At 73.4% G+C, this 12,299-nt stretch carries 14 protein-coding genes, 1 tRNA gene and 2 pseudogenes; 10 read left to right on the forward strand and 7 right to left on the reverse strand.

The genetic code is table 11. From position 1 onward, the window contains the following. Nucleotides 1-8 precede the first annotated feature (8 nt). The 9 genes from ACI78S_RS09340 (at nucleotide 9) to ACI78S_RS09380 (ending at nucleotide 6,887) form a co-directional block, all read left to right on the forward strand. Nucleotides 9-656: a zf-HC2 domain-containing protein gene (locus ACI78S_RS09340; protein WP_456972476.1), complete on the forward strand. Its 648-nt coding sequence runs from the start codon at nucleotides 9-11 to the stop codon at nucleotides 654-656. After that, complete coding sequence (locus ACI78S_RS09345; RefSeq protein ID WP_456972478.1) at nucleotides 653-2,419, forward strand: copper resistance CopC/CopD family protein; 1,767 nt, start codon at nucleotides 653-655, stop codon at nucleotides 2,417-2,419. Before ACI78S_RS09340 ends, ACI78S_RS09345 begins: the two co-directional genes overlap by 4 nt. A gap of 32 nt (nucleotides 2,420-2,451) precedes the next feature. Further along, nucleotides 2,452-3,171, forward strand: a complete 720-nt coding sequence (locus tag ACI78S_RS09350; protein WP_456972480.1) for a YcnI family protein — start codon at nucleotides 2,452-2,454, stop codon at nucleotides 3,169-3,171. Beyond that, on the forward strand, nucleotides 3,168-3,839 hold the full coding sequence (locus tag ACI78S_RS09355) for an SCO family protein (RefSeq protein ID WP_456972482.1): 672 nt from the start codon (nucleotides 3,168-3,170) through the stop codon (nucleotides 3,837-3,839). Before ACI78S_RS09350 ends, ACI78S_RS09355 begins: the two co-directional genes overlap by 4 nt. Beyond that, on the forward strand, nucleotides 3,836-4,891 hold the full coding sequence (locus ACI78S_RS09360; RefSeq protein ID WP_456972484.1) for a hypothetical protein: 1,056 nt from the start codon (nucleotides 3,836-3,838) through the stop codon (nucleotides 4,889-4,891). The genes ACI78S_RS09355 and ACI78S_RS09360 overlap by 4 nt, the downstream gene beginning before the upstream one ends. 178 nt (nucleotides 4,892-5,069) lie before the next feature. Continuing rightward, nucleotides 5,070-5,846: a M23 family metallopeptidase gene (locus ACI78S_RS09365; protein ID WP_456972486.1), complete on the forward strand. Its 777-nt coding sequence runs from the start codon at nucleotides 5,070-5,072 to the stop codon at nucleotides 5,844-5,846. 43 nt (nucleotides 5,847-5,889) lie between these two features. Next, entirely contained in the window at nucleotides 5,890-6,294 is a 405-nt protein-coding gene (locus ACI78S_RS09370; RefSeq protein ID WP_456972488.1) for a helix-turn-helix domain-containing protein, read from the forward strand. Nucleotides 6,295-6,323: 29 nt separating this feature from the next. Then, on the forward strand, nucleotides 6,324-6,731 hold the full coding sequence (locus ACI78S_RS09375; RefSeq protein WP_456972490.1) for a VOC family protein: 408 nt from the start codon (nucleotides 6,324-6,326) through the stop codon (nucleotides 6,729-6,731). Nucleotides 6,732-6,814: 83 nt separating this feature from the next. Then, nucleotides 6,815-6,887: transfer RNA gene (locus tag ACI78S_RS09380), tRNA-Ala, on the forward strand. A gap of 191 nt (nucleotides 6,888-7,078) precedes the next feature. Here the strand turns inward: ACI78S_RS09380 and ACI78S_RS09385 are convergent. After that, nucleotides 7,079-7,564 (reverse strand): annotated as a pseudogene (locus tag ACI78S_RS09385) (site-specific integrase); the annotation flags it as partial. Between the two features lie 14 nt (nucleotides 7,565-7,578). On the opposite strand from ACI78S_RS09385, the pseudogene ACI78S_RS09390 reads away from it, so the two are divergent. Next, nucleotides 7,579-7,761, forward strand: a pseudogene (locus tag ACI78S_RS09390) (IS3 family transposase); the annotation flags it as partial. A 134-nt stretch (nucleotides 7,762-7,895) separates the two neighbouring features. Here ACI78S_RS09390 and ACI78S_RS09395 read toward each other — a convergent pair. The 6 genes from ACI78S_RS09395 to ACI78S_RS09420 form a co-directional block, all read right to left on the reverse strand. Continuing rightward, entirely contained in the window at nucleotides 7,896-8,177 is a 282-nt protein-coding gene (locus tag ACI78S_RS09395; RefSeq protein WP_456972492.1) for a winged helix-turn-helix transcriptional regulator, read from the reverse strand. Continuing rightward, nucleotides 8,174-8,578 carry a VOC family protein gene (locus tag ACI78S_RS09400; RefSeq protein ID WP_456972494.1) on the reverse strand — a complete coding sequence of 135 codons (405 nt, stop codon included), beginning with the start codon at nucleotides 8,576-8,578 and terminating at the stop codon, nucleotides 8,174-8,176. The genes ACI78S_RS09395 and ACI78S_RS09400 overlap by 4 nt, the downstream gene beginning before the upstream one ends. Before the next feature lie 88 nt (nucleotides 8,579-8,666). After that, a complete protein-coding gene (locus tag ACI78S_RS09405; RefSeq protein ID WP_456972496.1) occupies nucleotides 8,667-9,539 on the reverse strand; it encodes an alpha/beta fold hydrolase in 873 nt (290 codons plus the stop codon). 253 nt (nucleotides 9,540-9,792) lie between these two features. After that, complete coding sequence (locus ACI78S_RS09410; protein ID WP_456972498.1) at nucleotides 9,793-10,191, reverse strand: nuclear transport factor 2 family protein; 399 nt, start codon at nucleotides 10,189-10,191, stop codon at nucleotides 9,793-9,795. A gap of 102 nt (nucleotides 10,192-10,293) precedes the next feature. Next, complete coding sequence (locus tag ACI78S_RS09415; RefSeq protein WP_456972500.1) at nucleotides 10,294-10,857, reverse strand: hypothetical protein; 564 nt, start codon at nucleotides 10,855-10,857, stop codon at nucleotides 10,294-10,296. 599 nt (nucleotides 10,858-11,456) lie between these two features. Next, nucleotides 11,457-12,227: an ANTAR domain-containing protein gene (locus ACI78S_RS09420; protein WP_456972502.1), complete on the reverse strand. Its 771-nt coding sequence runs from the start codon at nucleotides 12,225-12,227 to the stop codon at nucleotides 11,457-11,459. Between the last annotated feature and the right edge of the window lie 72 nt (nucleotides 12,228-12,299).

Below are 12,299 nucleotides of genomic sequence, written 5' to 3' on the forward strand. Positions count from 1 at the left end.
ATAGCGTCATGCAGTGCCCTGCCTACCGCGAGGCGGTCTCGGCCCGGATCGACGGCGAGCCGCTCGGGATGCCCGCGCAGGTCCTCGACGAGCACCTCGCCGGCTGCCGGGCGTGCGCGGCCTGGGCCCACCAGGCCGCGGCCGTGACCCGGCGCGCCCGCCTGGCCGCGGCCCCGGCCGTGCCGGACCTCACCGCCCGCGTGCTCGGCGCGCTCCCCCGGGAGCTGCCCGGCGCGCGGGCGGCGGCCCGCGCCCGGCTGGTCGAGAGCGCCCTGCGCCTGGCGCTGCTCGCCGTCGGGGTGGCCCAGGCCGGCCTGGCGTGGCCGTCGCTGTCCGGTGGGTCGGGCGCGATGAGCGCGCCGATGCACATGGCGCACGAGACCGGCGCCTGGAACCTGGGCCTGGCCGCGGCCTTCGTCGCCGTCGCCGCGGCGCCGCGGCTGGCGGCCGGCGCCTTGCCCTTCCTCGGCACGTTCGCGACCCTGCTCGTCGTGGTGACGGTGCGCGACCTCGGCTCGGGGCACGTGCACGCCGACCGGGCGGTCGCGCACCTGCTGCTCCTCGTGGGCGTGCTGCTGGTGAGCGGCACCGCGTGGCGCGGCCGGCGGCGGCGCCGGCCCGCTCCGGCGGCGGTGCGCGGCAGAGTGGTCGCATGACCCGCCGTGCGGCCCTGCTGCTGCTCACCCTCCTCGGCGGCTGGCTCGTCGCCGGGGTGGCCCTCGCCGGGCCGGCGGCGGCGCACGCCGAGTTCGTGTCGAGCGACCCCGAGTCCGGCGCGCGGCTCGACGAGGCGCCGGCCGAGGTCACGCTGACCTTCACCGAGGGCATCTCGGTCGGCGCCGGCTACGCCCGCGTGCTCGACGCCGAGAACGCCCGGGTCGACACCGGCGCGCCGTCGGTGGCCGGCGCCGTGCTCACGGTGCCGCTGCGCGACGGGCTGCCCGAGGGCGGCTACCTGGTCACCTACCGCATCATCTCGGCCGACTCCCACCCCGTCTCGGGTGCCTTCTCCTTCGTCGTCGGGGACGGCGAGCTGATCGCGGCGGGCGCGGGGGACACCGGCGCCGCGACCGATCCCGGGGTGGCGGCGGCGCTGCCGGTGGCCCGCTGGCTGGGCTTCGCCGGCATCTCCCTGGCGGTCGGCGTCCCGGTGCTCGTCCTGGCCTGCTGGCCGCGGGGCTGGGCGTCGGTGCGGCTGCGGCGGCTGGCCGAGTGGGGCGCGGGCGCCGTCGCGGTCGGCGCGCTGGCGAGCTTCGCGCTGCAGGGGCCGTACGCCGCGGGCGCCGGCCTCGGCGCGGTGCTCGACCCGGCGCTGCTCGGCACCACCGCCGGCACCGGCTTCGGCGTCGTCCTCGTCGTCCGGGCGCTGCTGGCGCTGTACCTGCTCGCCGCGCTGGCGCGGGCCTGGCGGCGGGGGACGCCGCCGACGGGGTGGTCCCTGACCGCGGCCGCCGCGGCCGCCCTCGGCCTGGTCGTCACCACCGCCGCCGTCGGGCACCCGGTGGCGGGGGCGTGGCCCGGGCTGGCGCTGCCGGTGACCGCCGTGCACGTCGCCGCCATGGCCGTGTGGCTCGGCGGGCTCACCGGCCTGCTGGCCGGCGTGCTGCGCCCGGGGGTGCCCGCCGAGGAGCTGGCCGGCGCGCTGCCGACGTTCTCGCGGCTGGCGTTCGGGTCGGTGGTCGCCCTCGTCGTCACCGGCATCGTGCAGTCGGTGCGGGAGGTGGGCTCCCCGGCGGCGCTGGTCGAGACCACCTACGGCTGGCTGCTGGTGGCCAAGCTGCTGGTCGTCGCCGTCATCCTGGCCGCGGCCGGGGTGTCGCGGGTGTGGGTGCAGCAGCACCTCGGGGTGGACGGCCCGCGGCCGGGCGGCCGGCGCCGGGTGACCGCGCACGCGTTCGCCGCCGAGTCCCCCGACGTCGCCGACGCGGTCGCGGTCCGCGCGCGGACGCGGGCCGGCGCGGCCGCCGACGCCCTGCCGCCGTTCCGCCGGTCGGTGCTGGTCGAGCTGGCGCTGGCCGTCGTCGTCCTCGGCGTGACGTCGGTGCTCGTCGGCACGCCGCCGGCCGCCCAGGCGCTCGCCCGGCCGGTCGACGTGACGCTCCCGCTGCAGGGTGCGGCGGGGGCCGAGGGCACGGTCCAGGTCTCGGTCGACCCGGCCCGCCCGGGCCCCAACACCCTGCACGTGTACCTCTTCGACGACGAGGGGCAGCTGGCCCAGCCGGCGTCGATCTCGGTGGCGCTCACCGAGTCGGCGCAGCAGATCGGACCGCTCGACGTGGAGCTCGAGCCGGCCGGGCCCGGCCACTACGTCGGCGACGGCATGGACGTCCCGACGGAGGGGACGTGGACCCTCACGGTGACCGTGCGGCTCGACGAGTTCACCGCGCGCACCGCCAGCACCGACTTCCCCGTGCGGTGAACCGCCCGTCCAACCCCGTGCGAGGGTTGCCCGTGCTCCCGTCCCGCCCGGCGCGCCGGATCGGCGTCGTCCTGGCCGCCCTGGCCGCCCTGCTGCTCCTGGGCGGCGGCGTCGCCGCCGCCCACGTCACGGTGTCCTCCCCGGACGCGAGCCCCGGCGGTTTCGGCAAGGTCGTCTTCCGCGTCCCCAACGAGAGCGACGTCGCCAGCACCGTCCGGCTGCGGATCCAGCTGCCCACCGACACCCCGTTCGCGTTCGTCAGCTACCAGCCGGTGGCCGGCTGGACGACGACGCTCACCCGCACCCGCCTCGACCCGCCGGTGACCGACGAGCAGGGCAACCAGGTGACCGAGACGGTGTCGGTGGTCGAGTTCGCCGCCGACCCGGGCCAGGGGATCGGGCCCGGCCAGTTCCAGGAGTTCGCGCTGTCGCTCGGCCCGTTCCCCGACGCCGGGACCGTGGCCTTCCCCACGGTGCAGACCTACAGCGACGGCACCGAGGCCGCGTGGATCGAGCCCACGGTCGAGGGGCAGGCCGAGCCGGCGAACCCCGCGCCGGTGCTGAGCGCCGCCGCGGCGTCCGACGCGCCGGCGGCGGGGACGGGCGCGGCGGCCGGCGCGGACCACGGGCACGGCGAGACCACGAACGAACCGGCCGGGCTGGCGCTCTTCCTCGCCATCCTGGCGCTGGGCACCGCCGCTGCGGGCGTCGTCCTGGGGTTGCGCGCGCGCCGACGTACCGTGTCGTCGTGACCTCCTCCGTCCGCGCGCGCCTCGCCGCCCTCCTCGCGGCGGGGCTGCTGCTGGCCGGCTGCGGCGGGTCGGGCGAGTCCGGCGGCACCGAGGTGTCGCAGGCCGGGGCGGCGCACGACCACGGCGGCGTGGCCTCGGCCGAGGGGCCGCGGAGCGACTACGCCGGCGTCGACCTCGACCCGCCGTACCAGAAGCCGTCGTTCACGCTCACCGACGCCACCGGCGCCGCCTACGACTTCCGGGCCGCGACCGCGGGCCGGCCGACCCTGCTGTTCTTCGGCTACACCAACTGCCCCGACGTCTGCCCGACGACGATGGCCGACGTCGCCGTCGCGCTGCGCGACCTGGACCCGGCCCTGGCCGAGCAGGTGCAGATGGTCTTCGTCACCACCGACCCGGCGACGGACACGCCGCCGGTGCTGGGGGAGTACCTGGACCGCTTCGACGCCGACCTGCCCACGCAGTTCATCGGGCTCACCGGCGACCAGGAGGCGATCGACCAGGCGCAGCTGTCGGCCGGGGTGCCGCTGGCCGAGGACGGCGGGCGGCTGCACTCGTCGCTGCTGCTGCTCTACGGCGCCGACGACGTGGCGCACGTGGCCTTCGACGCCGGCAACACCCCCCGCGACATCGCCGAGGACATCGAGACGGTGGCGGCCGCGTCGTGAGGAGGCTGCTCGTCGTCGTCCTGGGCGCGCTCGCCGCGCTGCTCGTGGCCGGCCCCGCGCAGGCGCACGTGGGCGGTGGCGCGGCCGGCAGCGACTACGACGGCCGGGTCCTCGCCGTGACGCCGCCGATGCCCGGGGTGGACGTGCGGGTGCTGTCCTTCGGTGACGAGTTCGAGCTGGTGAACGGCACCAACGCCGAGGTGCTGGTGCCCGGCTACTCCGACGAGCCGTACCTGCGCATCGGCCCCGACGGCGTCTGGCGCAACGCCAACAGCCCCGCCACCTACATCAACCTCGACCGCTTCGGGCGGGTGACGCTGCCGGCCAACGCCGACCCGGCGGCCGACCCGGACTGGCAGCAGGTCTCCACCGAGCCGCGCTACGTCTGGCACGACCACCGCACCCACTGGATGAGCGAGGGGCAGCTGCCGCCGGCGGTGGCGGCCGACCCCACGCGGACGCACACGGTGTTCCAGTGGGAGATCCCGCTGCAGCACGGGGGAGACGAGGTGGTGGTCGCCGGCGAGCTCACCTGGAGCCCGCCGCCGTCGCCGGCGGTGATCTGGCCGGTGTACGGCGCGCTCGCGCTGGCCGGTGTGCTGGCCGGGCTGCTCGCGCGCTCGCCGCGCCCGCTGGGCGCGCTGCTGGTCGTGGGCGCCGCTGCCGCGCTCTGGCACGCGCTGGCCACGCCGGCGCCCCCGGCCTCGCTGGGCACGCACGCCGGCGCGATCGTCTCCGCGCTGCTGCCGGTGGTGTTCGTGCTGCTGGTCGCGGGGCTGGGCGCGCGGGCCGCGCTGCGCGGCAAGGGCGTCATGACCGGGCTCATGGCCCTGCTCATGGGGTGGCTGCTGCTCATCCAGGGACTGCCGGACGTCGACGTGCTGTGGACGGCCAACGTGCTGTCGAACGGGCCCGCGGCGCTCGGCCGGGCGGCCGTGGCGGTGCTGGTCGCCCTCGGCGCCGGGCTGGTGGTCGGCGGCATCGTCGCCGCCCGGCGCTTCCGCGACGCCGCCCCCGTTCCGGAGACCGCCGGGGAACCCCTGCCGGCCTGACGCGGCCGTTCCGGCGCCGGCCGCGGCGTGGACCCGTGAGACCGTTCACACGGCGTGTCCGATCCGACACGCCGCACGGGGGGTCACGGATCGGTCACGGGGTGTTTGGATGTGTACCGACCGGATCGGGCCCGTCACGGGCCGCTTCCTCCGAGACGGGGCAGGTGCACGGGCACGCATGGGCACGCGGACGATCGACGCCGACCACCTCGAGCGGCCGGCCGGCACCTCCTCGCACCGCACGCCCACTGCCCGGCGGCGCCGCTCGGCGGGCCGTCCGGCCGGCCGCCGGCCCCGCCGCCCGGTGCTGCTGCTCGCGGCGCTGATCGCCGGTGGGATGGGTGCCGGCGTGGTCACCTTCCAGGGCTTCACGCCCGCCTCGGCCGAGTCGGCGTCGGTGCTCGAGGCCCAGGAGGCGCTGGCCGCCAGCGAGGACGACCTCGAGGTCATGCCGATGGCCTCGATCACCGAGGCCGAGGCCCAGCTGCGGCTGCAGGAGGTCGCCGCGTCCCGGGCCGCGCGGGCCGAGGCCGAGGCGGCCGCCCGCGAGGCGGCGCGGCCGAAGGCGGTGCTGCCGGTCAACGGCGCCCGGCTGACCAGCGGGTACGGCGGCCGGTGGGGCACCTTCCACTACGGCATCGACCTGGCCGCCCCCATGCGCACCCCCGAGTACGCGGCCATGGACGGCATCGTGCTGCGGGCCGGCGCGGCCAGCGGCTTCGGCCTGGCCGTCTACATCCTCCACGAGAACGGCGACGTCACCGTGTACGGCCACATGGACTCGATCTCGGTCGAGGTGGGGGAGTACGTCGAGGCCGGCCAGGAGATCGCGAAGCTCGGCAACCGCGGCCAGTCCACCGGCCCGCACCTGCACTTCGAGGTGCACCAGGGCGGTATCGACGGCGAGCGGATCGACCCCCTCCCGTGGCTGGCGGAGCGCGGCGTCGAGGTCTGAGCCCCGCCCCTCCGGTCCCGGATCGTCTGGTTCCATACGGCCCGTGAGCAGGGCGGCCGAGGAGCAGAACCGGCGGCTGCTGCGCGCCCGCGACGCCATGGACCGGGCGTACGCCGAGCCGCTCGACGTCCCCACCCTGGCGCGGATCGCCTGCGTGTCCGAGGCGCACTTCATCCGCACGTTCCGGGAGACCTTCGGCGAGACGCCGAACCGCTACCTGCAGCGGCGCCGGGTGGAGCGGGCCATGTGGCTGCTGCGCGCCAGCGACAGGAGCGTCACCGACATCTGCATGGACGTCGGCTTCTCCAGCCTGGGCACGTTCAGCCGGGTGTTCCGCGACATCGTCGGCGAGCCGCCGAGCGCCTACCGCGCGCGCGGGCCGCTGCCGCAGGTGCCGTCGTGCTTCGCGCGGGCCTGGACCAGACCGAGCAGTTTTGGAGAAGCCTGAGGTCGGGGGCGCCTCCTAGCGTTCTGCGCATGTTGACCTCTCTCGGCATCTCCCAGATCTACGTCCCCGACCAGGCCCAGGCGCTGGACTTCTACGTCGGCAAGCTCGGCATGGAGGTCAAGGAGGACATCGACCTCGGCTTCATGCGCTGGCTCACCGTCGGCGTGCCCGGCGACGACCGGCAGATCCTGCTGGAGCGGCCCGGTCCGCCGTCGATGAGCGAGGAGACCGCGGCGCAGGTCCGCGAGCTGCTCGCCAAGGGCGCGACCGGCGGCCACCTCTTCCTGCGCTGCGACGACGCGCACAAGACGTACGCCGACCTCAAGGAGAAGGGCGTGGAGATCGCCGAGGAGCCGACCGAGCAGCCCTACGGCATCGACTTCGGGCTGCGCGACCCCTTCGGCAACCACCTCCGCATCGCCCAGATGAAGGCCTGACACCCCCTCGCCACCCCTGCGTCGGCCGGGCGTCGCGGCCCTGTACAGTTGTCGACGGCTCGGGACGAACCGGACCGGGCCGCGGGGCTGTGGCGCAGCTGGTAGCGCACCACACTGGCAGTGTGGGGGTCAGGGGTTCGAGTCCCCTCAGCTCCACCCGTCTGACCAGGCCGTTCCCCCTCGGGGGAACGGCCTGAGTCGTCTCTGGTTGCAGTTGACGTGGGTTTCATGAACAGGACGGCGCCCATGCGGTCGGCGGCCTCGCGGGCCAAGGCCGGCATCACATGGCTGTGGATGTCCATCGTGGTGCGCATCTGGCTGTGGCCGAGCAGCTCCATGACCACCCGCGGGTGCACGTTCTCGCTCAGCAGCAAGGTGGCCGCGGTGTGCCGCCCGTCGTGCAGGCGGATGCGGCGGACGCCGGCCCGCTGCAGCAGACGGGTCCAGTCGTCGTAGTCGGTCTTCTCGTCGATCGGCCGGCCGTTGGGCTGGGCGAAGACCAGGTCTTCGTCGTGCCACTCGGAGCCCGCCGGCATCCGCTCGCCGACCTGCGCGGCCTTGTGCCGGTGCAGTTCGGCGACCAGCGGTAGGCGCAGGGCCAGGGTCCGGTGGCTGCGCTTGCTCTTGGGTTGCTCGTAGATGAGCCCGCCGCCGCGGACGCGGTGGATGCTGCGCCGGACCGTGAGGGTGTTGGCGAGCAGGTCGACGTCCTTCCACTGCAGCGCCAGCGCCTCGGACTGACGCAGGCCGAGGGCGAGGGCGACGGTCCAGCGGGCGGAGTTCCGGACGCGGGCTGCGGCGTCGAGGACGGCGCGGGCTTCGTCGATGTTCAACGCGGTGGCGAGGTCGCTTCGCGCTACTGCAGAAGGACGTCCTCGACCGGCAGCGCTGGGCGACTCGCGACGAGCTCCGGCTGGCGATCATCACCTGGATCGAGCGCACGTATCACCGCCGTCGCCGGCAGCGCCGCCTCGGCCGGCTCACCCCGGTCGAATACGAGACACTCACCCACGCCGCAGCAGCGGCCTAACCCCTACCGGAACGAGTCAACCGGACTGGGGGCAGTCCCCCCGTCAGCCGCATGGGGTGTCTCTAAACGGCCCACTATGAGACAGGCCCCGCAACGGCTGAGCCCCTGTAGCGCGTCGCGACTCCGCGCCACACCTAGGCCTGCTCGGCGCCCCAGCGTGCGAGCGCGACGATCGCCTCGCGTAAGGCAAGCCCGCGATCGGTCAGCGCGTAGGCCCGGGTGTTGTGCCGGAGCGGCATACGGGTCAGTACGCCGGCCGCTTCGAGCTCGCGCAGGCGGGTCGCGAGCATGTTCGTCGGCACTCCGAGGTCGCGCTGCAGATCGCCGTAGCGCTGCGGCCCGTCAAGAAGCCGCTCCACGACCAGTAGGGCCCACCGGGCTCCGACAATGTCGAGGGCCGCGGCGAGGTCGCTCACGCGGTCGGATCGGCGGCCGGCTTCATCCAGAACGGCGAGTAGTGATAGCCGTCGAGGTCGTCGAACTGACGCTGGTACATGAAGGGGTAGTCGTCGGTGTCACCGATCCGCCCGCCGGCGGTGCCGGCGCGCTCGATGAGCTCGTCGACCGCCTCGCGGCTGCTCAGGTCGAACGAGACCGTGACCTTCGAGGGCGTGTGGGGTCCGCCGACCAGCTCCTCGACGCCGCCGACGCTCGCGTACATCTCGCGGCTGCCGAGCATGACGTACTGCTCGGGCGCGATCGCGAAGCACGACACGTTGTGATCGGACATCTCGGTGTTGAGGGTCCAGCCGAGGGCGGTGTAGAAGGCGGTCGCGCGCTCGACGTTCTCGACCGGGCAGGTGATGAAGAGGCTCATGCGGGCGACACTTGCAAAACGCAAGTGCGACGTCAAGTCCCGGCCGCACGCTCAACTCGGGTCGTGCTCATAAGGGCTATCGGGCTCGTCACCCCGGCAGGTGCGCCCGGAGCCAGCCGATCACGTCGGCGGTGACCTCGTCGCGGACGGTCTCGTTGACCAGCTCGTGCCGGGCGTCGGGGTAGAGAGTGGCCGTGACATCGGTGAGGCCGGCCGAGCGGTAGCGGTCGGCCAGTGCGATGACATTGCTCCCGCCCGGGCCGCCCACCGGGTCCTGATCGCCAGAGATCAACAAGAGCGGCAGGTCCGGCCGGATCTGCGACGGCTCGGCGGTGCGCTCGGCCTGCCCCAGGACGCCGCCGATGATTGCGTCCTCGGTGGGAAACCCGCAGAGCGGGTCGGCCACGTACGCGTCGACCTCCGCGGGGTCGCGGCTGAGCCATTCGAAGCCGGTGCGCGGCTCGAAGCCGGCGTTGAACGCGGCCAGCCCCGGCTGGTCGGCGGGCAGGCCGGCAAGGACGCCGCCGAGGCCGTCGAGGGTCGTCGACCCGCTGAGCACCACGCCGCCGTAGCGGACCGGCTCGGCCAGCAACGCGATCTGCATGCCCATTGATCCGAGCGAGTGGGCGAAGGCGAACAGCGGCAGGTCGGGATGCTGCGAGGTGAGCAGGCGCGCGTGCGCGCGGATGTCGGCCACGAAGCCTTCGACTCCGGCCGCGCCGAAGCTGCCCAGCGGGACTTCCTCGGACACCGACGCGCCATGGCCACGATTGTCGGCGGCCGACACCACGAAGCCGGCCGCGTTCAAGGCCCGGGCGAACCGGTCGTAGCGGCGCCCGTGCTCGGCCAACCCGTGCACAAGCTGGACGATGGCGACGGGCTCGCCCGTGACGTCGTCCCATTCGTACGTGGCGATCGCGAGCCGGTCGGCCGGGGACGGGAAGCTGGCGGTGGTCGGCATGCAGGCATCATCCGAGGGGTGGGCGCTGCTCGCATCCGTCGTGTCACAGATCCTCCGCTCGCCTCGCGAGCCACCCGTCCGCCACTGCGACCGCTGACTCGTCTCGGCCTACGGGGAGGACTGGAACCTCCGCCTGCCGCAGTAACCGGGGCGTCCTTGAGCGGCCCACTCAGGGACACGTGACGCCGTATCAAACGCCCCCCAATTGGGACCGTTCGACCATCCGAGAACACGCTCCTGTCCGTATCACCCGTCAGTCGGCGACGGTGTCGCCATGGCGATGGACCACCCGCCACTCGCCGTCCTCCCGGCGGTACACCTGAGTGGCTCGCAAGGTGTAGGTGCGCGGCTGGCCGTCGACGGATGCGGAGGTGTGCTCGAAGCCGGCCGTATACGCCATGTCGCCCACCACGTCGTATGCGAGCAGCTCGAACGCGTACGACGTGCAGTCGGAAAAGCTCTTCCCGAGGGCAGTGAAGAGCTCGTCGAGCTCCCCTTGGCCGTGCGCGTTGCGCCAGGCACCCAGGACGCTGACGGGCTCGTTACGGGACCAGAGCGCCCGACGGAGCGACGGGTCGCCGTTGTGCAGCGCGAGCTCCGCCTCGTACAGCGCCGTTTTCACCCAACCCACGAATTCTTCGCGATCGTCCATGCCTGCAGCATGCTCCGGCCGTCGAAGCTCCCCCGTCTCAGCGGCCGCCTTCGCGACCAGATGGGCCGGTGTCTCTGAGCGGCCCACTAAGGGACATCTCGGTCACTGAGCGGAGCGAGGCTTCCGCCACTGGCGTAGGTCGATGCCCGCCGCCTGCCGCAGGTAGAAGGCGGCGGCGCGCTCAGCGGCCGGTGAGGCCAACACCGGGTCGGGGAGCCCGGAGTCCGGCCCGAGCAAGCGCTTCACCGCCTTGTCCATCCCCCACACGCTCCGCATCTGCCGGTCGCGGGGATTCCGCGGTGGTGTGCGGCCGATCATCCCGGACTCACGGAAGGACAGCTCGCGCAGGAAGCTGTCGGCATCGGTTCGGGCTCTCAGCTCCAGGTCGCGGAGGCCGGGCACTTGTTCAGCAAGCAGCCGGAACGACCAATCGAACGGTTCCTCCCACAGTTGCCGCTGCCGCGCTTCCACTGCCATCTCCTCGGCGGTCGGGGCAGGCAGGGGGTCGCCAGCGGCGGCCCGCAGCAACCTGTGCTCCCGAGAAGCGGGATAGCCCCGGCCGGCCCGGTGGGCCGTTAGCTGGGCGGCGTCCTGAAGCGCCTGCGGACCGCAAACTGCGCGGAGCCCGGCGACCGCCTCGTCCTCGTCGACCCCCTGCTCGACCAACTTGTGGACCAGAAGGCTGACTTCCGCTCCAGAGGCGGCCCGCTCCCTCGCTCGCCCCCACCAGGACACGACAGCAGCATGGCAACGGTCGAGTGGCTGTGCCACCGTCCACCGCATCGTGGCTAGCAGATCCGCCTCGGGGCGAGACACGTGACTCGTGGCCCTGAGCGGCCCACTACGGGACAGTTAGGCCCGCTTTCCTAGCGCTGCCGACTTCGCCAGATGACTACGCCCGCAGCAATGAGAAGGCCCAAGGACACGAGCGTGAGCGGGATGACGACCTGAAGCGACGTGCCCTCAGGAGGAACGCTGACACCGCAGCAGTTGCCCCCCGGGGCTCCTATGACCACGACCGCAGGCTAGTGAAGACGTGCCGACGATGTTCCCAAGCGGCCCATTTAGGGGCACGACCGGCAGGTCGCCCATCTAGGGGCGATTCCAGCGGATCTTGATCCTCCGACCAGGGTTGCGCGCGCGGTTGTGGTCCGCCGCAGCAGGGAGGGCGGCCCCGCCACCCCGCGGTTAGGAGTGGCGGGGCCTAACCGCGGCACGCCCCCCGGGCGGCTGCCACGGCTGATCAGGGGCTTGCGCGAAGAAGGTTATGTGCCCGGCTGCGCTTTCGCCGGTCGGCGTGAACCGGTCCGGACGAGAGGGAGTTCGCCGGTGAGCACGAGGTGCTCGGCGATGTCGCGGACCTTGACGTTCCTGCCCATCGAGACGGTGGCCAGGGCTTCGAATGCCTGGTCGGGGGTCAACTTGTGGCGCTCGATGAGGATGCCCTTGGCCTGCTCGATGACCGCCCGGGATTCCAGTGCCCGTTGAAGTTTGTCGGCCGTTTCCCGGGCGCTGCGGTACGCCTGGACGGTTCCGGCGGCGACCGCCGCGTAGGGAGCGAACCCGGTGGCCACCGCCCGGCTGGCTTCGTCGAAGGCGTCCGGCGTCCGGGCGTAGATGTTCAGCGATCCGGCGACCTGATCCTCCCCGGCGAGGATGAGTGGCACGGCCAGCATGCTGAGGACGCCGTGGTCGGCGACGTAGCGGGCATAGTCCGGCCACCGGTCGTCGATGCGCGTATCGCCGATCTCGACCGCGACGCCGTTGCGGGCGGTGTGCAGGCACGGCCCGTCGCCACGGTCGTACTGGACCTCATCGAGCCCGAGGGCCAGCGGTCCGGTGTCGACGACGGTGCGCGGCACGTCATTTGTCAGCAGCGTGACCGATGCCTCGGAGTTTCCGGGCATGACCTTCTTGGTGAGGTCGGCCATCGACTGCAGCAGGCTCTCCATGGAGAGTTCCCGCAGGGACGACTGGCTCAGGTGCTCCAACGCTTCGGCGGCTTCGATGGATCGTTGGTCCTCGCTGCGGGCCACGGCGGGCCTCCGGTCTGATGTATACCGAAGGCGACCTCGGCGGCGAGCCCCAAGGTGGGTTCCGCAATGCGC

Source organism: Geodermatophilus sp. SYSU D00815, assembly GCF_054050035.1.